The organism is Vibrio sp. sp1 (assembly GCF_016920955.1).
Classification (GTDB): Bacteria; Pseudomonadota; Gammaproteobacteria; order Enterobacterales; family Vibrionaceae; genus Vibrio; species Vibrio alginolyticus.
The window spans coordinates 604349-624043 of record NZ_CP060589.1; the positions used below are offsets into that span (position 1 = coordinate 604349).

Annotated in this window: 19 protein-coding genes; 6 read left to right on the forward strand and 13 right to left on the reverse strand. The window is 44.6% G+C overall.

The window, feature by feature from the left end:
- Positions 1 to 216 precede the first annotated feature (216 nt).
- Positions 217 to 2763 carry an Ig-like domain-containing protein gene (locus tag H9L11_RS02860; RefSeq protein WP_205390981.1) on the forward strand — a complete coding sequence of 849 codons (2547 nt, stop codon included), beginning with the start codon at positions 217 to 219 and terminating at the stop codon, positions 2761 to 2763.
- Positions 2764 to 2853: 90 nt separating this feature from the next.
- Here H9L11_RS02860 and H9L11_RS02865 read toward each other — a convergent pair whose 3' ends face one another.
- Together H9L11_RS02865 and H9L11_RS02870 are read right to left on the reverse strand one after the other, a co-directional pair.
- Positions 2854 to 3597: a YggN family protein gene (locus tag H9L11_RS02865; RefSeq protein ID WP_005380283.1), complete on the reverse strand. Its 744-nt coding sequence runs from the start codon at positions 3595 to 3597 to the stop codon at positions 2854 to 2856.
- A 61-nt stretch (positions 3598 to 3658) separates the two neighbouring features.
- Positions 3659 to 4138 (reverse strand): GreA/GreB family elongation factor, encoded by a 480-nt coding sequence (locus H9L11_RS02870; RefSeq protein ID WP_205390982.1) that lies wholly within the window; start codon positions 4136 to 4138, stop codon positions 3659 to 3661.
- 76 nt (positions 4139 to 4214) lie between these two features.
- Between H9L11_RS02870 and H9L11_RS02875 the strand changes: the two genes are divergently transcribed.
- Complete coding sequence (locus H9L11_RS02875; RefSeq protein ID WP_205390983.1) at positions 4215 to 6140, forward strand: RecQ family ATP-dependent DNA helicase; 1926 nt, start codon at positions 4215 to 4217, stop codon at positions 6138 to 6140.
- Here the strand turns inward: H9L11_RS02875 and dinB are convergent.
- Together dinB and H9L11_RS02885 are read right to left on the reverse strand one after the other, a co-directional pair.
- Positions 6137 to 7165, reverse strand: coding sequence for a DNA polymerase IV (dinB, locus tag H9L11_RS02880; RefSeq protein WP_230238387.1), 1029 nt, complete (start codon positions 7163 to 7165; stop codon positions 6137 to 6139). The two genes, H9L11_RS02875 and dinB, sit on opposite strands and share 4 nt — an antisense overlap.
- Positions 7166 to 7277: 112 nt before the next feature.
- Positions 7278 to 7511, reverse strand: coding sequence for a DUF2789 domain-containing protein (locus H9L11_RS02885; RefSeq protein ID WP_005380277.1), 234 nt, complete (start codon positions 7509 to 7511; stop codon positions 7278 to 7280).
- A gap of 187 nt (positions 7512 to 7698) precedes the next feature.
- Here H9L11_RS02885 and H9L11_RS02890 point away from each other — a divergent pair, with 187 nt between their 5' ends.
- Positions 7699 to 8916: a response regulator gene (locus tag H9L11_RS02890; protein ID WP_005380276.1), complete on the forward strand. Its 1218-nt coding sequence runs from the start codon at positions 7699 to 7701 to the stop codon at positions 8914 to 8916.
- A gap of 158 nt (positions 8917 to 9074) precedes the next feature.
- Here H9L11_RS02890 and nqrM read toward each other — a convergent pair whose 3' ends face one another.
- From nqrM to bolA, 9 genes are all read right to left on the reverse strand, one after another.
- Positions 9075 to 9308 (reverse strand): (Na+)-NQR maturation NqrM, encoded by a 234-nt coding sequence (nqrM, locus tag H9L11_RS02895; protein ID WP_005380273.1) that lies wholly within the window; start codon positions 9306 to 9308, stop codon positions 9075 to 9077.
- Positions 9309 to 9330: 22 nt separating this feature from the next.
- A complete protein-coding gene (locus tag H9L11_RS02900) occupies positions 9331 to 10335 on the reverse strand; it encodes an FAD:protein FMN transferase (RefSeq protein WP_005380272.1) in 1005 nt (334 codons plus the stop codon).
- Between the two features lie 157 nt (positions 10336 to 10492).
- A complete protein-coding gene (gene nqrF, locus H9L11_RS02905) occupies positions 10493 to 11716 on the reverse strand; it encodes an NADH:ubiquinone reductase (Na(+)-transporting) subunit F (protein ID WP_005380271.1) in 1224 nt (407 codons plus the stop codon).
- Positions 11717 to 11749: 33 nt separating this feature from the next.
- The gene (nqrE, locus tag H9L11_RS02910) at positions 11750 to 12346 is read right to left on the reverse strand and encodes an NADH:ubiquinone reductase (Na(+)-transporting) subunit E (protein WP_005380270.1); all 597 of its coding nucleotides are present in this window, start codon (positions 12344 to 12346) and stop codon (positions 11750 to 11752) included.
- Positions 12347 to 12353: 7 nt separating this feature from the next.
- A complete protein-coding gene (locus tag H9L11_RS02915; RefSeq protein WP_005380269.1) occupies positions 12354 to 12986 on the reverse strand; it encodes an NADH:ubiquinone reductase (Na(+)-transporting) subunit D in 633 nt (210 codons plus the stop codon).
- Complete coding sequence (locus H9L11_RS02920; protein WP_005380267.1) at positions 12986 to 13756, reverse strand: Na(+)-translocating NADH-quinone reductase subunit C; 771 nt, start codon at positions 13754 to 13756, stop codon at positions 12986 to 12988. The genes H9L11_RS02915 and H9L11_RS02920 overlap by 1 nt, the downstream gene beginning before the upstream one ends.
- A complete protein-coding gene (locus H9L11_RS02925) occupies positions 13746 to 14990 on the reverse strand; it encodes an NADH:ubiquinone reductase (Na(+)-transporting) subunit B (protein WP_005380265.1) in 1245 nt (414 codons plus the stop codon). Before H9L11_RS02925 ends, H9L11_RS02920 begins: the two co-directional genes overlap by 11 nt.
- A 5-nt stretch (positions 14991 to 14995) precedes the next feature.
- A complete protein-coding gene (locus H9L11_RS02930; protein ID WP_005380264.1) occupies positions 14996 to 16336 on the reverse strand; it encodes a Na(+)-translocating NADH-quinone reductase subunit A in 1341 nt (446 codons plus the stop codon).
- Positions 16337 to 16809: 473 nt separating this feature from the next.
- On the reverse strand, positions 16810 to 17118 hold the full coding sequence (bolA, locus tag H9L11_RS02935) for a transcriptional regulator BolA (protein WP_005380262.1): 309 nt from the start codon (positions 17116 to 17118) through the stop codon (positions 16810 to 16812).
- A 243-nt stretch (positions 17119 to 17361) separates the two neighbouring features.
- Between bolA and H9L11_RS02940 the strand changes: the two genes are divergently transcribed.
- From H9L11_RS02940 to H9L11_RS02950, 3 genes are read left to right on the forward strand one after another with little or no spacing between them, the layout of a single operon-like run.
- Positions 17362 to 18516 (forward strand): methyltransferase, encoded by a 1155-nt coding sequence (locus H9L11_RS02940; RefSeq protein WP_182038633.1) that lies wholly within the window; start codon positions 17362 to 17364, stop codon positions 18514 to 18516.
- A gap of 32 nt (positions 18517 to 18548) precedes the next feature.
- The gene (locus H9L11_RS02945) at positions 18549 to 19118 is read left to right on the forward strand and encodes a YajG family lipoprotein (protein ID WP_005380259.1); all 570 of its coding nucleotides are present in this window, start codon (positions 18549 to 18551) and stop codon (positions 19116 to 19118) included.
- On the forward strand, positions 19118 to 19663 hold the full coding sequence (locus tag H9L11_RS02950) for a peptidylprolyl isomerase (protein ID WP_042521384.1): 546 nt from the start codon (positions 19118 to 19120) through the stop codon (positions 19661 to 19663). Before H9L11_RS02945 ends, H9L11_RS02950 begins: the two co-directional genes overlap by 1 nt.
- Positions 19664 to 19695: the final 32 nt, after the last annotated feature.

Consider the following 19695-nt stretch of genomic DNA (forward strand, 5'->3'; position numbering starts at 1 on the left):
TCGCGACTGTTGTTCGTTTTACGTGGCTGAATTTTACCAATCCTTCTGCCGTGAAGTGAGCCGAAAAATAATGAGCTCTGGTGTAAGGGACGAACTGTTCCTCGTGATACTGTGTCGAAAAGCAGAATATTGTGCTTCGCTTTTTCCCCCTAATGTCTATTTATCAGCTAGTTATTACTCTGTTCTCATTTATACCCATGATTCAAGGAGAGGAAAATGAAGGTCACCCTACTTCACGGAGCGATGGTTGTAGCACTCAGCGCCAGCTACCAAGCTCAAGCCTATAACTGTCAAAGTTTACCCGACTGGGACAGCACTGCGACTTATACATCGGGCGCTTTAGTAAAAACGCAAGGAGCCGCTTATGAGGCTGCATATTGGACGCAAGGCAATGATCCCGTGACCAACTCAGGATCTTGGGAAGCATGGAAAGCGTTAGGGCAATGTGATGGTGGAAGCAACAATTTATCACCAACGGTGTCGTTCTCCTCTCCAATAAACAACGCACAAATTCCCGAAGGCAGTGCGATCACTTTGTTAGCCAACGCAACTGACGAAGATGGCCAAGTCACACAAATTGAGTTTGTTGCAGGCAACCAAACCGTTGCTGTGGTAACTCAAGCACCATTCGAAGCTTCTTGGACAGCTATTGAAGGGATCTCGCAATTGACCGCAATTGCGACAGATAATGAGGGAGCTGTTAGCACCACGACGATTTCTATCCAAGTTCAACCACAAGTCGAATTACCGCCACCAAGCATTTCATTGACAAGCCCAGTAGGCACAGAAGTGCTTAATGTAGGCGATAACCTAACCGTAGCCGCTCAAGCTGACGATATTGATGGTGTGGTCACACAAGTTGAGTTCTTCGTAAACAATCAATCTGTCGCCATTGATACTAGCGCACCTTACGAATATCAATGGACCGCTAGTCCAGGTACATACTCGTTCAAAGCACAAGCGACTGATGATACAAACCTCGCAACGATGAGCCAAGAAGTAGCGCTGGTTATTAGTAATTCAGAAACCGGAACGGGCGGATGTGCAGATGCAGTACCTTATGTGGCAGGCACAAGTTATCAAGCTGGCGACCTGATTTCTCACTTCAACCAAAAATATCGTTGTGATGTTGCTGGTTGGTGCTCCTCGGATGCGACATGGGCTTACGAGCCTGGTGAAGGGCTATACTGGCAAGATGCTTGGAGTGGCCTAGGTGCTTGTTCGACACCACCGCAAGTTACCATTACGGCACCAACGGATGGACAAGTCGTGCTCGCTGGCAGCAATAACGAAATCACGGCAAACGCAAGCGATGCTGATGGCACAGTCACGCAAGTTGAGTTTTTTGCGAACAACACCAGCTTAGGGGTCACCACTCAAGCGCCATATTCCGTTACTTGGAACGCCACACTTATTGGCGCTAACCAGCTTAAAGCCGTCGCAACCGATAATGATAACAACACGTCAGAGTCCCTGGTTGGTGTGGAAGTCAGCGATAAAGATTTGGTCGTCTCTCTGACTTCACCAAGCAGCGGTCAAACCGTCGGATTAGGCAAAAGTCTCGCATTAAGCGCCGATGCAACGTCTTTAACTTCAGGCATTAAACACGTTGATTTCATGATCAACGGCTCTATTGTTGCAACCGATACCACAGCACCTTACACAGCCAACTGGACACCAACTGCACTTGGTAACTTTACAGTTAGCGCCCAAGCTGTGGATTTGTCAGGAAGCAATGCACTGTCTGACGCCGCAGCAATAACGGTGGTTGAGCAAGTAGAGAAACGCCATAACCTCATCGGTTACTGGCACAATTTTGTAAATGGTGCGGGCTGTCCAATTCGTCTAGCAGATATGGCAGATGCTTGGGATGTGATTGATATTGCCTTTGCTGAAAATGATCGCAACAGTGATGGCACTGTGCACTTTAATCTATATTCAGGCGATATTTACAGCGATTGTCCAGCACTCGATCCAACACAATTCAAGCAGGACATGGCAGCGCTTCAAGCTAAAGGTAAGAAGTTTGTTCTCTCTCTTGGCGGCGCAGAAGGCACGATTACGCTGAATACCGACCAAGATGAAGCCAACTTTGTCTCTAGCCTAACAGGTCTTATCGCTGAGTGGGGCTTTGATGGTCTAGATGTGGATTTAGAGAGTGGTTCTAACTTAGTTCATGGCTCGCAAATTCAAGCTCGCCTTGGTCGTGCTTTGCTTCAAATAGAGCAAAACATGGGTGGAGATATGTACCTAACCATGGCGCCTGAGCACCCTTATGTTCAAGGCGGCTATGTGGCTTACAGCGGTATTTGGGGAGCTTACATTCCTGTGATAAACGAGACACGCAGCACGCTCGACTTGCTTCACGTCCAGTTATATAACAACGGCGGTTTGCCAAACCCATACCTGCCAGGCAGTGCACCAGAAGGCTCTGTGGATATGATGGTAGCGCAATCTAAAATGCTTATCGAAGGTTTTGAGTTGGCCGACGGCACTCAATTTGCACCATTGCGCGATGATCAAGTCGCAATCGGTTTACCTTCAGGTCCTAGCTCGGCAAATTCAGGGCAGGCTCCAACACAGAATATTATCAACGCACTAGATTGTTTAACCAAAGGCACTTCATGTGGCACCGTAAAACCAGCGTACCATTACCCGAATTATGCAGGAGTAATGACATGGTCTATCAACTGGGATCAGCATGATGGCTTTAACTTCTCAAAACCTGTCGGCGATAAACTCACCGAGATGAATGCGCAATAAGCTATCAAAGAATAAGCGAGTAAAACGCAAAGAGAGCACAATAGTGCTCTCTTTCTTTATCTCATCGAGTTTTTGCTTTTTAATGAGTAATTAAATCGTAAATACTCGGTAATCTTTTAGCTCAGGGATTTTCTTCAACAGATCGTTTTCTTGCCCTGCCATGTCATCCAGCGAATCGCACAAGTCTTCTGCTTGTTGTTCTACCTCTTTTGAATGCTCGGCTAAACGCTCTTCTACTTTCGCGCTGAGTTCAGCCATACTCTCTGATAATGCAGTGAGGTTTATCCCTCCCTCTTCCTTCATTTTTTTCGATAAAGCATCCAACGAACTGGCTAAAAACTCTTTATTGAAGATCTCTTGTGCTTTTGCAAAGTCTTCAGTCCACCCTTGTGTCATAGACTCAAAACTCTCCGCAGGCAGGATGAAATCACCATCTTTGTAGTAACGTGATTCAACATCAGCGAAAAAGTCCTTTACTGCGACTTTTACATTATCAAACGCACCAGGTGCATCGAGGCTTTCCGCAACATCATCAATAATATCATTCGCAAGCGCTAAACCATCACTCGCCAATTGCTTTGCTTGTGGAATATACGCGTTCATTTTTTCGCGATAGTCTTCAATTGCCGCTTTTTGGTCGGCATTGAGTTCAATTAGCTCACCTTTGATGAAGAGGTTGTTATCCTCATCCACGACAGCTTTATCACCTGTCGTTTGGCGAATTTCCAAGCTTTGCCCATCCATACGGACTTCATTATTGATGTCCACACGACACTGCGCTGCATAACCAGTAGCACTGACCATCAGCAATGAGAGTGTAAAAAGCTTTTTCATGTCATTCTCTTTTATTTAACATTACTCGTGTTAAACATAACACTGAGTGATACATGAGATGTCAGCAAATCGTCACGACTTCGTAACAAGTTGTTTTATCTCCTATTTTCACGTCAACCTCATCACCCTCTTCTTTCCCGAACAACGCTCGACCCAGAGGAGATTTGGCTGTTAAGACAAAGACTTCCAGAGTCTGATATTGAACAGTCAAACCACCAGAGCAAGGGCCTACAAAGAAGTGCTTTTCGATCAAATTCTCATCTGCGAGAACAACGTAAGCACCAACACCAACAGGCGCATTCTTAAAGTTACGAGTCACTAAAGAACGATATTGACGCAACTCCTCTTCACTATCTTGAATTCGCATGGCTTGTCCATGAGCAAGATACGCGGCTTCAAGTGCCAATGTATCGTACTTATGCTCGGGAACAGTTTCTTCATCTGTCGCGGCATCGATAGCTCGCTGAGCCGATGCATGGGCAACTTGAAGTTTTTCTTCCAGATGTTGGATGATAATTTGGACTAAGTCGGCTTTGTTCATACTTTTAGGACGCGCGTTTAGTATTCGGGGTGTGTTAATGTAGCCAAGTTTACCATCAAAGAAAGGTTTCCCTATTATGCAAAGTGACTCGCTGCATCAAACACTTCAATCCGTATTTGGTTTTGGCTCATTACGCCAAGGTCAGCAACCTGTTATTGAAGCCGTTATGAATGGTTACTCTGCTGCGGCAATCTTTCCTACAGGCTCGGGGAAGTCACTCTGTTATCAACTACCTGCAACCATATTACCCAACCTTACGTTGGTGATCTCTCCGTTGTTGGCGTTAATGAAGGATCAACTGAGCTTTTTACAAAGTAAAGGAATCGCTGCCGCTTCTATCGATAGCAGTCAAAGTAGAGAAGAAGCACAACAGGTCATGGCTGGCGTGAAGAATGGACAAATCAAAATCTTGATGATTTCTGTTGAGCGGCTAAAAAATGAGCGTTTTCGTGAATTCATTCGCCAAGTACCGATTTCTTTGATGGTCATTGATGAAGCGCACTGTATTTCCGAATGGGGGCATAACTTTCGTCCAGATTATCTCAAACTACCGCAATATCAACGTGAACTGAACATCCCACAGTCTTTACTTCTCACCGCAACGGCAACGCCTGCAGTTATTGAAGACATGCAAAAAAAGTTCGATATTGCCAGTGAACATATTACCGTTACAGGCTTCTACCGCTCTAATCTGGATATCTCGGTGATCCCGTGTGAGGAAACAAAGAAACAAGAACAGCTCAGTGAGATCATCGCCTCTTCACCTAAGCTTCCGACCATCGTATACGTGACGCAGCAGCAAACAGCAGAACGAGTAGCAAAGTCATTAATCCATATTGGCATTAACGCTCACGCATACCACGCTGGCATGAAAAGCGACGTTCGTGAACAAATCCAACAGCAGTTCATGGATGGCCAAATTGACTGTATTGTTGCAACGATTGCATTTGGTATGGGGGTCGATAAATCTGATATTCGCCGCGTCATTCACTTCGACTTACCCAAATCAATCGAGAACTACGCACAAGAGATTGGACGTGCAGGCAGGGACGGGCAACGCTCTGAGTGCATTCTGCTAGGCAATACGTCCGGCTTAACGGTGTTGGAGAACTTTGTCTATGGCGACACACCAGAATTTACGTCAATTAACTATGTAGTCGAGCAAGCGAAAGAACATGCTCCACAATGGGAGGTAGTGCCACTGCGTTTGTCGCGTGAAAGTAATATCCGCCAATTGCCACTCAAAACCTTGTTGGTTTATTTGGAGCTACATAACGTCATTGAAGCAAAGTACAGTTACTTTGCGGAATATCGTTTTAAGTTTTTGCACGATCAGCAATTTATTGTGAATCAATTTCAAGGCGAGCGACGTCAATTTGTGGAGGCTATTTTTTCCTGCTCACAAAAAGCCAAAGTGTGGTGCCAAGTTGATCTAGAAGCGCTATGGATGAACTATCAATCGGAACGCAGCCGAGTTGTCGCAGCGCTCGACTATTTTCACCAGAACGGCTGGATAGAACTAGAGAGCAAACAACTGACGGACGTGTACTCAGTTATGCCAACCAAACAGAGCTCGGATGTTTTAATCCAACAACTGTATGAACTGTTCCAATCCAAAGAAAGCAAAGATATCGAAAGAATCCACACCATGCTGCACTTGTTCCAGTCCGAGCACTGTTTGAGCTCACAATTGGCGAACTACTTTGCGGATCACGATGCACCAAAGCAATGTGGTCACTGCTCCGTGTGTCGTGGTCACGTCGCCACATTCACAGCACCAGAACCTGAAGATATTGAACAATCTCAAGTATCGATATGGGCGCGGGAGTTTATTCAGCTTTCCCCATCGGCCATCAGTAATGATGCCGTTGCTCGCTTCTTGTGCGGAATCAGCACTCCTTTGATTAGCCAGCTAAAAGCCTCAAAGCTAGCAGGTTATGGTGCAATGGCAAATGTAAGTTTTGAGCAGGTATTAACGCAGGTAGAAACGGTAAGGGCCTAAAAAAAGCTCAATTGACGCGCTTGGTCTTCGGGCTTGAGCATCACGTTCAAGCCTAAAAGGCGAATTTCCCGTCCATTTTGGCGTTTAAGAATATCTCTTAGCAAGATCTTGAAGTCCTCAAGCTCTAATTGCGGATGGATGTGCTCAATTGTTGTCAGTTGAAAGTCGGCAAATTTGACTTTAATACCTTGTTTAATAATCGACTTATCTGGGCTTGCACGCTCTAAACGTTTCTCGAGTTCGGGATAAAGTTTCTCCTCAATCACTTGCCAACATTCATCATAGGTTGCGATGTTCTGGCTGAATGTCCTTTCCACACCGACGGACTTTCTCTCGCGCTCAACAACGACTTCTCGATTATCAATTCCATGGCTTCGCTGCCATAAGGAGGCACCCTGACGACCAAACTGCCTCAACAACTCTCGATAGTCACTGTTTTTAATGTCCTCACATCGATAAAAACCGGCTTGGTGGAGCTTCTCAAGACTCACCTTCCCCACACCAGGAATGTTCTCTAGCGGAAGACTATCGATAACCTCTTGGACTTTCTCTGGCGGAATCACAAACTGACCGTTGGGCTTGTTCATGTCTGACGCGACCTTGGCAAGAAACTTTATCGGAGCAATGCCCGCCGATGCCGTCAACCCAAGTTCACTCCAGATATCGCGGCGAATTGACTCTGCGATCAACGTAGCGGAGCCACGGCAAGCTGTCGAGTCCGTGACATCGAGGTATGCTTCATCCAATGAGAGAGGTTCAATGATAGGCGTATAACGCTCAAAAATAGCACGAATCTGCTGAGAGACTTGCTTATATACATGCATTCTACCGGGCACAACCAACAAATGAGGACAGAGTTGCAGCGCGCGCGCCGTTGACATTGCACTGCGAACACCATATTTACGCGCATCATAATTACAGGTGCTAATCACTCCACGCTGCTTTTCATGTCCGCCAACAGCGAGTGCAATGCCACGGTAACTGGGGTTATCTCTCATCTCTACGGCAGCATAAAAACAATCCATATCGACATGAATAATTTTTCTAATTCGATCTGACATAGCCATCAAAGCACTGTTCAAAAAAACAGTATAAATCAAATCTACCTGAAGAGAAATGGGCGTGTTTAAGCGAACGTCAATCTCGAAGCATTACGTCCAATTGATCGACTAATTCGGCCCAATCTGCATCTTCTTCGATGGCTTGTTTTAGAAAGTTCGCCTGTGACATCGTCCAAAAGCTAGCTTCATGTAAAGGCGCAGAATCTCGTTTGTGTCGATGTTGATTAATAAAATCTTTCATTTCTTGAGGAGAGCTACCGAGGCCCAGTTGTTGAAATAGCTCAGCCATACCATGTTGATGCATTTCCATACTACTTTCTCCCTACGTTAGCTAAACATAATTATATAACTAAGACAGGAATAATGATGTGATGTTAACGGATGCGTGTCAAACATTTGAGTAGTTGTTCTACTTTTGGTTGACATGTGTTTTTTGATGGCGATAAGTTTAATTTTAGTTATCATTGATTTTAAACAATTAATTTTGGGGACTGCGCTTGAGTAATAAGATTCTGGTTGTTGAAGATAGTCGTGCATTTAAAAACTTTCTTTGCCAAACAATAAGCCAAGCTGGTTATGAGGTCATCGCAGCGGAAAGCTACGCGGAGGCAAAGAACTTGTTATCTTCAGCACAGGACCTCTTCTGTGCGGTTTTAGACTATTGTTTACCGGATGCTCAAGATGGCGAGATTATTGACCTCGTTTTGGAACATGGTCATCGTGTCATTGTTTTAACGGCTCGATTTCAAGAAGACACTCGCGAAAAGATGCTTGCAAAAGGTGTCCTCGACTATATTTTGAAAGACAGCATGGCGTCCGTTTCCTATCTATTACCACTCCTCAAGCGACTAACCAACAATCAACAACACAAATGTTTAGTCGTTGATGATTCACACACCGTAAGAAGACACATTGCCCAACTTTTGGAGCATCAATATATTCAGACGTTGGAAGCTGACAATGGGCAAAAAGCCCTAGAGCTTGTCGAGCAAAATCCAGATATCACTCTCGTTTTAACCGACCATGATATGCCCGTTAAAGATGGTATTACTATGGTGCGTGAATTACGTCGGAAGTGGGATAAAAATCAATTAGCCATTCTCGGCTTGTCGGGTAGTAACTCTAAGACCATGACGGCTAGGTTTCTAAAAGCAGGGGCCAATGACTTTTTATACAAGCCATTTAATCAAGAAGAATTTTTTTGCCGTATTCACCAACTGTTAGATATCAAAGACGCAACATCTGAACTGTTTAAAATGGCAAATCAAGATGCGCTAACGGGCTTATGGAACCGCCGCTTTCTGTTTGAGCAACCCCATGTAGAAAACGCTCAAAGAAACATCGCGATGCTTGATATCGATTTCTTTAAGCAAGTAAATGATACACACGGACATGAGGGCGGCGATGCAGTGTTAGTCATGATAGCGAATATTCTAAAAATCTATTTTCCAAATGATATTGTCGCTAGGCTTGGTGGCGAGGAGTTTTGTATTCAAGCCAGTGGCGACTATGACGGCTTTCTAACACGCTTAGAACAAATGAGACAGCGCATAGAAAAAACGCCAATAACTTATTTGGACAAAAACATTCTTGTGACCGCGAGTATTGGTGTAAGCAACATCGAGGGGGAGCTGGAACAACAAATAAAAGTGGCGGATGAGCGACTTTACATGGCCAAAGAGAACGGACGTAACCAAATCATTTCTTCGTCCTAATGACTATCAGTGTGGTCTTGCTCTGTAACATGAGAGAAAGAAACAACAAAACACGGTATTGGGCTCTTTCTCGGACATCTGAGCTTTGGTTAGCTGCCTAAAAATAAAGCTCAGCAGAACGCTGAGCTTTATCACTTTCTTAGTACGATTAACCAATACTAAGCAATTCTATCTTTTTCCCACGCCGCCAATTTCTCAGCACGCGCAGCCTCGCGCGCTTCACGTTTTTTACGCGCATCGCAGGGTTCTGGACAATTACACACTTTTTCGATGCCAACTGCCCCTAAGCCACCACAGCTACCTTTCACGACTTTCTTTTGGAAAATGTATCCGACAGCCATTGCAGTGATTACCGCGACAAACACAGCAAAGGTAATTAGAAATGTATTCATAAAAACATGCTCACTTCTGTTGTTATTTCTTCATGAATGGCTTGTATGCTTCCGAAGCCAACTCTTTAAAACCATCTTCCGTTTTCACAATCATGAAAACAGGAATATTATTTTCGTTCGCAATTGCCATGCCTTTGTCTTCACCTAGCACCATAAGACCAGTTGCAAGACCATCAGCAGTCATCGACGATTTATCTAATACCGTTACAGACACCACTTTATGATGAATTGGTTTGCCTGTTCGTGGATTAATAATATGAGAGTATCTCACACCATTACTCTCAAAGTAATTACGATAGTCACCACTTGTTGCAATTGCCATGTCGCCTGGTTCAATAATTTCTTGAATTGAACGTTCATCAACGGTCGGTTTTTCAATTGCGATACGCCAAGGCACACCTTCACGATTGACACCTTTGAGACGCATTTCACCGCCAACTTCGACCATAAAGTTCTGTACCCCTTCAGATTGAAGGTAGTCAGCAACCACGTCAACCCCCCAACCTTTCGCAATCGTCGATAGGTCGACGTACAAGTTAGGAAGGTCTTTGGACAGTGTATTACCATCAACAGATAGGTGGTGAATACCGGTATTTGCTTTGCGAGCAGCGAGTTCTTCATCGGTTGGAACTACATCTGGACGAGCTTCTGGACCAAACCCCCACAGGTTAACTAGAGGGCCGACCGTCACATCCAATGCACCTAAAGTAAGACCGTTAAGGCGAATTGCTTCTTTCACTACCGTTGCAGTTTGTGTCGAAACTGTAAATGGCTCGCTCGTTTGATGCTGATTAAAACGACTTAACTCTGAGTCGTCACGATAGGTCGACATTTGGTCATTAACCTCTTCCAATAAGCGATCAATTTCTGTCTGCATCGCTTTTGGCGTTGGAATACCATCTTGCTCGATATACTTGATGTTGTAAGAAGTCCCCATGGTAGGGCCACTTAAATGAATTTGATCGGCAGGCTGCTCACAGCCAGCCAAAATCAATAGAGAAGCAAATGCAACAAGCCACTTTTTCACTTGTTAACTCCCAATGTTGTTGAATTGATATGGGAAATAGGATCAATCCTTTCAATCCGATTACCTATATCAACTGTTGAGTATCAGTTTTATGTCTATAAAAAATAATGGCTAGCTCTCTTGGAGAGCTAGCCATAGATTCAATCACTTGGAGGAATTAACCACCGAAGTCATCTAGTAGGATGTTTTCATCCTCTACACCTAGATCTTTTAGCATGCCGATTACAGCAGCGTTCATCATAGGTGGACCACACATGTAGTATTCACAGTCTTCTGGCGCTTCGTGATCACGTAGGTAGTTCTCGTAAAGAACGTTGTGAATAAAGCCAGTGTAACCATCCCAGTTATCTTCTGGAAGTGGATCAGACAGTGCACAGTGCCATACGAAGTTGTCATTCTCAGCTTGTAGCATATCGAAGTCTTCTACGTAGAACATTTCACGCTTAGAACGTGCGCCGTACCAGAAAGACATCTTACGCTTAGAGTGCAGACGCTTAAGTTGGTCGAAGATGTGTGAGCGCATTGGAGCCATACCAGCACCACCACCAACGAATACCATTTCTGCATCTGTATCTTTCGCAAAGAACTCACCAAATGGACCAGAAATAGTACACTTGTCGCCTTCTTTTAGAGACCAGATGTACGAAGACATGATGCCTGGTGGTACGTCTGGGTTGTTCGGCGGCGGAGTTGCGATACGAACGTTAAGCATGATGATACCGTGCTCTTCTGGGTAGTTAGCCATAGAGTATGCACGAATGGTCTCTTCATTAACTTTAGACTCGTAACGGAAAAGGTTGAACTTCTCCCAGTCTTCACGGTATTCCTCAGGAATATCGTAGTCTGCGTATTTCACGTGGTGAGCAGGAGCTTCAATCTGGATGTAACCACCAGCACGGAAAGGTACTGATTCGCCATCTGGAATTTGTAGCTTAAGCTCTTTGATGAATGTCGCTTTGTTATCGTTAGAGATAACAGTACATTCCCACTTCTTAACGCCGAAGATTTCTTCAGGAAGCTCGATATCCATGTCAGTTTTCATTGCAACCTGACACGCTAGACGCTCACCTTCACGCGCTTCACCTTTAGTAATATGGTCAAGCTCGGTTGGTAGGATGTCGCCACCACCTGATTTAACTTTTACGCGACACTGACCACATGAGCCACCGCCACCACAAGCAGAAGATACGAATACGCCAGCACCTGCTAGAGCACTCAGTAGCTTACCACCTGGTTGTGTAACGATCGCCAGAGAAGGGTCATCGTTCACAGAAATTGTAATGTCACCTGTTGGTACAAGCTTAGACTTAGCGAAAAGAATCACTAGTACTAGTGCTAGTACGATCAGAGTAAACATCACTACACCAAGAATAATGTCCATTGACTATTCCTTAATTGTTGCGGTTTACCCGACTTACAGTTGAACACCAGAGAAAGACATAAAGCCTAACGCCATAAGACCTACAGTGATAAATGTGATACCAAGACCACGTAGACCTGGAGGTACGTCAGAGTACTTCATCTTCTCACGGATACCTGCAAGAGCAACGATTGCTAGCATCCAGCCCACACCAGAGCCGAAACCGTAAACGATCGATTCAGCAAAGTTGTAGTCACGTTGTACCATGAAAGATACACCACCGAAGATTGCACAGTTTACTGTGATCAGCGGTAGGAAGATGCCTAGCGCGTTGTACAAAGGTGGGAAGAAACGGTCTAGGACCATCTCTAGAATCTGTACAAGTGCTGCAATTACACCGATAAAGGTGATGAAGTTTAGGAAGCTAAGGTCCACGCCCTCAACTAACGCGTTCTCTCTCAGAACTAGGTTGTATACCAGGTTGTTCACAGGAACAGCGATAGTCAGAACTACCACAACTGCAACACCTAGGCCGAAAGAGGTCTTAACCTTCTTAGATACGGCAAGGAAAGTACACATACCTAGGAAGAAAGACAGAGCCATGTTTTCGATGAAAATCGATTTAACTAACAGACTAATGTAATGTTCCATGACGTCCTTACTCCTTCGCTTCTACTTGTTCTGGTTTCAGAATACGGATTACCCAGATAAGGAAGCCGATTAGGAAGAATGCTGATGGTGCTAGTAGCATTAGGCCGTTAGGCTGGTACCAACCACCGTTGCTCACTAGAGGTAGAACTTCTAGACCAAATAGTTTGCCTGAGCCAAATAGCTCACGGAAGAAACCTACAGTGATAAGAACGAAGCCGTAACCTAGACCGTTACCAATACCGTCAATAAGAGATGGTACTGGCGCAGACTTCATTGCGAATGCTTCAGCACGACCCATTACGATACAGTTAGTGATAATCAGACCAACGAATACAGATAGCTGTTTAGAGATATCGTATAGGTAAGCTTTTAGCACTTGGTCTACCACGATTACTAACGATGCGATGATTGCCATCTGAACGATGATACGCACACTGTTAGGAATGTGGTTACGGATCAATGAAACAGAGAAGTTAGACAACGCAGTTACAAATGTTACCGCTAGTGTCATTACAAAAGCTGTTTCTAGTTTAGTTGTTACTGCAAGAGCAGAACATACACCAAGAACTTGTAGCGCGATTGGGTTGTTATCCAACACTGGCGCTAGGATGCTCTTTTTAACGTTTTGTGCACTAGACATTAGTTAAGTTCTCCGTCACGAACTTTTGCTAGGAAAGGACCAAAGCCCATATCACCTAACCAGAAGTCAAATGTGTGTTGAACACCATTACTAGTGAGCGTCGCTCCTGATAGGCCATCAACACCGTGCTCAGAACCTTGCGGTGCGCCGCCTTTCACGACCTTAATCGCTGGCTGGTGATCTTCATTGTACAATTTCTTGCCAATGAATTGATCGCGCCATGAAGGGTTCTCTACTTCACCACCAAGTCCAGGAGTTTCACCTTGCTCGTAGTAAGTAATAGCAGACACAGTGTTACCATCAGTTTCAACGGCTACAAAGGCATACATCATCGACCATAGTCCTTTACCGTGCATAGGCAGGATAACTTTTTGGACTTCATCTTGATCTTTTACAAGGTACACCACTGCTGTATTCGCGCGACGACGGATATCAGCTACGTCTTCTTCTGGTGTCAATGCGATTGAACGTTCTGCATCTTTTGATGCTTCACGTTGATCGTACGTAGATGCATTACCCTCAGTAAAGTTACCTGTTTCAAGGTCTACTAGACGAGGTTCGATGTACTCAGCAAATAGCTCTGGTACTTTCTTACCGTTTGCGTCAATGCCTGCAACTTCAACGATCTTTGATTGCTTATCTAGGACAGCGTTAGCTTTTTGCTTATCACGCAGACCTACTGCTGCTGTTGATACGATGATTGAACAAACAAGGCTCAACCCGATAACAACACCCAGCGTCTTTTTAATGCTGTCGTTATTACTTGCCATAGCGTGCTAGTCTCCGCTTGATGTTCTTCTCAATCACTACATGGTCGAACAGAGGTGCGAATAGGTTCGCGAATAGAATCGCCAGCATCATACCTTCTGGGTACGCTGGGTTAACTACACGGATCATCACACACATTGCACCAATCAGGATGCCGTACCACCATTTACCTTTGCTAGTAAATGACGCTGATACTGGGTCCGTTGCCATGAAGAACATACCGAATGCAAAACCACCTAGAACTAGGTGCCAGTGCCATGGCATATTAAACATTGGATTAGTGTCAGAACCGATCACGTTAAACAGAGTCGATACTGCGATCATACCGATCATCACACCCGCAATGATGCGCCATGAAGCGATTCGCATGTAAACGATCATCGCTGCACCGATCATTAGAGCTAGAGTCGATACTTCACCAATAGAGCCAGGGATGTTACCGATGAACGCGTCCATCCAAGTGATAGGAGCGCCAGTTACTGTGTTAACTAGAGCACCGTTACCACCTTGAGCCCATTGGCTAAGAGCAGTTGCACCAGAGAAGCCGTCAGCTGCAGTCCATACTACGTCACCCGAAATTTGTGCTGGGTAAGCGAAGAATAGAAATGCACGACCTGCAAGTGCAGGGTTAAGGAAGTTACGACCTGTACCACCGAAGATCTCTTTTGCTACAACAACACCAAATGTGATACCTAGTGCCGCTTGCCATAGAGGTAGCGTTGGTGGAACGATAAGTGCGAATAAGATAGAAGTTACAAAGAAACCTTCGTTAACTTCGTGTTTACGCACCATACAGAACAACACTTCCCAGAAGCCACCAACAATAAATACTGTTGCGTAGATTGGCAGGAAGTAAGTCGCACCTAGTAGCATCTTACTGCCAACACCCGCTTCCGCACCGATAGTGCCGCCAAGCATTTCTGTTAGCCAGTAGTGCCAGTTACCTGCGATAACTGTCGCTAGTTGGTCACCAGCGTACATGTGGTTAAGTGCTGCAATAGCTTGGCCACCTGCGTTGTACATACCCCAGAACATTGCTGGGAATACCGCAAACCAAACCATGATCATGATACGTTTTAGGTCAACGCTATCACGAACGTGCGAGCTTTTATTTGTTACGATACCTGGGGTGTAAAAAACTGTTGCTACAGCTTCGTACAGGGCAAACCATTTTTCGTGTTTGCCACCAGGCTCAAAATGATGCTCGATGTCTTCAAGAAACTTTTTAAGAGCCATGAAAATTACCCTTCCTTCTCGATAGTATCTAGGCATTCACGAAGTAACGTACCGTACTCGTACTTACCTGGACATACAAAGGTACACAATGCTAGATCTTCTTCATCCAGTTCAAGCGCACCCAGTGCTTGAGCACTGTCTGTGTCGCCGGCACATAGATCACGAAGCAGCAAAGTAGGCTCCATATCTAGAGGCATTACGCGTTCGTAGTTGCCAATTGGAACCATTGAACGATCACTACCATTGGTCGTCGTTGTCATATTGAACAACTGACCTTTGAATACGTGACCAAGGAAAGAGCGAGTTACCGAGAACTTATTCTTACCAGGCATTGCCCAGCCAAATAGTTCTTTTTCACGGCCTTCACGTAATACAGAAACCTGTTGATGGTAACGGCCAAGGTATGCGTGTGGACCAGTTGCATGTGTACCTGTTAGTACTGAACCAGAGATCACACGAACTTCGCCAGGCATCAGCTCGTTATCTGTTAGGTCATCTAAGCTTGCACCCATTACGGTACGGACTAGACGAGGGTTATTCACAACTGGGCCAGCTAGAGACACAACACGATCTGTGCATAGCTCACCAGTTAGGAACAGCTTACCGAACGCGATAACGTCTTGGTAGTTGATGCTCCATGCCACATTCTCTGCATTTACTGGGTATAGGAAATGCATGTGGGTGCCAGCAAGACCTGCTGGGTGAGGGCCATCGAAGACGTGTTCTTCTACGTTAGACTGTGAAGAGCGTGGCAAGCTAGTGCCAGATTTACATACGTAAACCTTGCCTTCTGTCAGGGCTGAAAGAATGTCTAGACCAGCAATGAATGCTTCTTGTTGCTCATTAATGATCAACTCAGGCTTAGCTGCTAGTGGATTAGTATCCATTGCAGTTACGAAAATAGCCTTAGTAGAAGACTCGATTGCAGGAACCTTGCTAAACGGACGAGTACGTAAAGCGGTCCATAAGCCAGAGTCAACCAACTGAGTCTTGATCACTTCACGATCTAGACCTGAAAGTTGAGCGGCTTCGAACTTATCAAATGTCACCTGCTCTTCACCTGCCACTTCAATCACTACAGATTGAAGGACACGTTTAGCGCCACGGTTAACTTCGATCACTTTACCGGCTGCTGGTGCAGTAAATTTCACGCCTGGGTTCTTTTTATCTTCAAAAAGAACTTGCGCTTTTTTCACTTCATCACCAACGCGGACATGCATGGTAGGTCGCATGCCAACGTACTCTTCGCCAAGCAAGGCGACTTTTTTGATGGTCTTACCATCATTAATCACCTGGGATGGAGTTCCTGCGATAGGAAGATCCAAGCCCTTCTTTATTGTAATCATACGCACTTGCACTACTTTTATCGGGAAAAAGATTCTTTTGATTGCGTAACTTTTAGACACGACATCAGTGTCCGGTTTTGATGTTGTTTTAAACATCAAAATCGCAACATCCTATTAAAAATCTCGTCACAAGGAATACGCGAGATTTATCAGGTGCCGTAGTCTAGCATTTTTTAGGAACTTGATGCCATGATCAATCATTAGAATAGAGGGGTTATTTCGGTAGAATCAGGTCTAAAAGGTCAAAGAATAGTCATAACTTTGACCCATCGCACAAATGCCATATTCCATACATATCTTATGGAAAAGTGATATTCATCGCCTGAAATATTCTGCAATTTCCATTCATTTGTTGAAACACTGTTAACACATTTTTTAACCAGAATTTGTGCCACGTTAACGTCCCTAAAGAATGTAAAACGAAAAAAGATGGCCTTAAGCCACCTTTCTCTGCACCTTTATATCTTGCGTTTTTAGTGACCACCACCCATACACATCGGGCTATCAGGGGCGCCATCTTGTTCACGCTTCCACTCTTCATCAGTATATGTATGAATAGCTAATGCATGAATGTGGTTGTCCAGTTCATCTGCCAAAATTTGATGAACTTGACGATGGCGCCCAATCAAACGCTGTCCCGCGAACGAATCACTCACAACAATCACTTTGAAATGACTCTCTGAGCCTGGTGGCACATTATGCATGTAGCTCTCATTAATGACTTTGAGATAGCTGGGTTGCAGCTCACTGTGTAGTTTCTTCTCTATGATTTCTTGGATCATATTCGTTCCTCATTGATGCGAATTCCATAAGTATATACCTAAGTAAAGCAGACATGCATCACTCAAACGTCACTCTCATTATTGACGCACTTTGTAGACATATTGTCTCAAGGCGCTCGACTCCATGAGCATGCCTAGAGAGCAGCCATCACTGAACTCGTAAAATTTGACAGCTTTTTGTATCTCGACACGTCATCATTTGCGACAATAACACTTAATTTCTAAATCAACTTACATTTAGCTATGAAAACCGAACTGAACCTTCACGAGCGAAGCTTAACACTTCATCGTTTCCCAAAACGTAGTAACGAAACGCTACAAGCGTGGGATGCCGGTGATGAGTATCTTATTAATCATGTTGAAGAGCTTGCTTTGCCAGACAATCAAAACATCCTCGTGATTAATGACAGCTTTGGTGCCCTCTCCTGCTGGTTTTCGGAAAAGCACCATGTAACGCTAATGAGTGATTCATTCATCTCACATAAAGGTGCACAGCAAAATCTCGAGCAAAACCAGTGCAATAAAGTAGCGTTTGCCACCACGATGGACCTCGTTCCTGCCAATATTGATCTCGTCTTGCTGCAACTGCCCAAAAGTAACCGCCATCTAGTGTGGATACTAAGCCAATTAAGAAAGGCGCTACCGGCTTCCTGCCCCGTCATTGCAGTCAATAAAGCGAAAGACATTCATACTTCGACGCTAAAACTGTTTGAAAAATACTTAGGCGAAACAAAAACATCTTTGGCCTGGAAAAAGCACAGATTGGTGTTTTCTCAAGCAACAGTTGAGCCTCCGATTGAAGTAATGCCTTTCACGACTTGGCGCGTTGATGGCGAGGATATCGAACTCAAGAACATGCCAAATGTCTATTCAGGAGAAAGTTTAGATTTAGGTGCACGCTTTATGCTGCAGCACCTGCCTCAAGACCCTTCGATAGACAATGTCATCGACCTCGGCTGCGGCAATGGTGTTTTGTCTGTTAAATTTGGTCAGTTGAATCCAAATGCTCGGCTAACATGTGTTGATGAAAGCTTTATGGCGCTTGAGTCGGCAAAACAGAACCTACGCGACAACCTTGGTGAAAATAGAGACATACAGTGCATAGCGAACAATTGCTTGGACGGTTTTAAACACAGCAGCAACTCTATGGTTATGTGTAATCCACCGTTTCATCAACAACAGGCAATCACCGATCATATTGCTTGGCAAATGTTCTGCGATGCTAAACAAGTATTAAGTGAAAATGGCCGTTTACTGGTTATCGGAAATCGTCACCTCGGGTACGACGCAAAACTCAAACGTCTGTTTGGCGATAAAAATGTGAAACTTATCGCTTCCAACAATAAGTTTGTGATTTTACAGGCTACAAAAAATCCTGCTAAATTAAGCGCAATATAAGCTTTAGCAAAATAGTTAAAAGGAATAATAAAATGAGAAAATTGGTACTTGCGGCTTCGGTTGCGTTGCTTGCTGCGTGTTCAGCCCCTCAACAACCTCAGCTGAACCTGATGCCAGAAAGCACATTGAGCACCAATCCAATTGTTCAAGGCAAGACTTACAGTTTGACCAGCAAAGATGTACGTGCAGCGCAGTACGTGGCGTTGGTGGATAACGGCCGTTCGAACATTCTTCCTCTTCATGCTAAACAGAATTTACGTATTGCGTTAGAAGAAGCATTAGAGAAGCAATTCTCATCTCAAGGTTTCCATGCGGATCTAAACAGCAACAACGCGATTGAATTGAGCGTTCAAGAAGCGTTGGTCAACGTGAAGCATTCGGTGATGGAAAATGAGATGGACGCTAAAGTTGTGCTGGAAATCACAGCAGAGACACCTGAGGGCAAGCTCGTCAAAACTTATACAGGTACAGCAAAGCGCTCTGGCACATTGAGTGCTTCTGATGCCGATATTGAAGAGACATTGAATGATGTGGTGACATTGACGCTTAAAGAGATTGCCAATGACCCTGAGCTTCGTCAATACATGCAGGAGCGTTTCTAATGTTACGCAAAGCGATTCTGTCTTTAGCATTACTCAGCTGCAGCGTTTGGGCTGGGCCAAAAGTAGCGTTTGAAACGACCCTTGGTTCATTTACGGTTGAGTTAAACGAAGAGAAAGCACCTATCACTGTCGCTAATTTTCTGAAATATGTAGAAGATGGGAGCTACGAAGGTACTATTTTTCATCGTATTATCCCAGGCTTTATGGCGCAAGGTGGCGGCTTTAACCAAGATATGCAGATGGTGAAAACATACGCGCCAATCAAAAACGAAGGAAATAATGGTCTAAACAATGACCGTGCTACCATCGCCATGGCACGAACTAATGCACCAAACTCTGCAACTCGTCAGTTTTTCGTCAACTTAGTCGACAATGACTTTCTCAACTATGGCGCTCGACCACCAGGTTATGCTGTATTTGGTGAGGTTACTGAGGGGTTCGACGTTATCCAGAAAATGGCTCAGCAGCCGACCACGACAGTAGGCCGAATGCGTGATGTACCAGAGACGCAAATCGTCATCACCAAAACTACACTACTTAAATAGCCAAAACGATAAGCCCTTTGAATAATCGAAGG

Excerpts from the sequence above, each read along its gene's own strand:
- H9L11_RS02885 (WP_005380277.1), bottom strand. The coding sequence starts at position 7,511 with ATGGAAATGCATCAACATGGTATGGCTGAGCTATTTCAACAACTGGGC.
- nqrM (WP_005380273.1), bottom strand. The coding sequence starts at position 9,308 with ATGAATACATTTCTAATTACCTTTGCTGTGTTTGTCGCGGTAATCACT.
- H9L11_RS02870 (WP_205390982.1), bottom strand. The coding sequence starts at position 4,138 with ATGAACAAAGCCGACTTAGTCCAAATTATCATCCAACATCTGGAAGAA.
- H9L11_RS02865 (WP_005380283.1), bottom strand. The coding sequence starts at position 3,597 with ATGAAAAAGCTTTTTACACTCTCATTGCTGATGGTCAGTGCTACTGGT.
- H9L11_RS02860 (WP_205390981.1), top strand. The coding sequence starts at position 217 with ATGAAGGTCACCCTACTTCACGGAGCGATGGTTGTAGCACTCAGCGCC.
- dinB (WP_230238387.1), bottom strand. The coding sequence starts at position 7,165 with ATGGATTGTTTTTATGCTGCCGTAGAGATGAGAGATAACCCCAGTTAC.
- H9L11_RS02930 (WP_005380264.1), bottom strand. The coding sequence starts at position 16,336 with ATGATTACAATAAAGAAGGGCTTGGATCTTCCTATCGCAGGAACTCCA.
- H9L11_RS02950 (WP_042521384.1), top strand. The coding sequence starts at position 19,118 with ATGTTACGCAAAGCGATTCTGTCTTTAGCATTACTCAGCTGCAGCGTT.
- H9L11_RS02915 (WP_005380269.1), bottom strand. The coding sequence starts at position 12,986 with ATGTCTAGTGCACAAAACGTTAAAAAGAGCATCCTAGCGCCAGTGTTG.
- nqrF (WP_005380271.1), bottom strand. The coding sequence starts at position 11,716 with ATGGACATTATTCTTGGTGTAGTGATGTTTACTCTGATCGTACTAGCA.
- H9L11_RS02920 (WP_005380267.1), bottom strand. The coding sequence starts at position 13,756 with ATGGCAAGTAATAACGACAGCATTAAAAAGACGCTGGGTGTTGTTATC.
- H9L11_RS02925 (WP_005380265.1), bottom strand. The coding sequence starts at position 14,990 with ATGGCTCTTAAAAAGTTTCTTGAAGACATCGAGCATCATTTTGAGCCT.
- bolA (WP_005380262.1), bottom strand. The coding sequence starts at position 17,118 with ATGATCCAAGAAATCATAGAGAAGAAACTACACAGTGAGCTGCAACCC.
- H9L11_RS02945 (WP_005380259.1), top strand. The coding sequence starts at position 18,549 with ATGAGAAAATTGGTACTTGCGGCTTCGGTTGCGTTGCTTGCTGCGTGT.
- H9L11_RS02875 (WP_205390983.1), top strand. The coding sequence starts at position 4,215 with ATGCAAAGTGACTCGCTGCATCAAACACTTCAATCCGTATTTGGTTTT.
- H9L11_RS02940 (WP_182038633.1), top strand. The coding sequence starts at position 17,362 with ATGAAAACCGAACTGAACCTTCACGAGCGAAGCTTAACACTTCATCGT.
- nqrE (WP_005380270.1), bottom strand. The coding sequence starts at position 12,346 with ATGGAACATTACATTAGTCTGTTAGTTAAATCGATTTTCATCGAAAAC.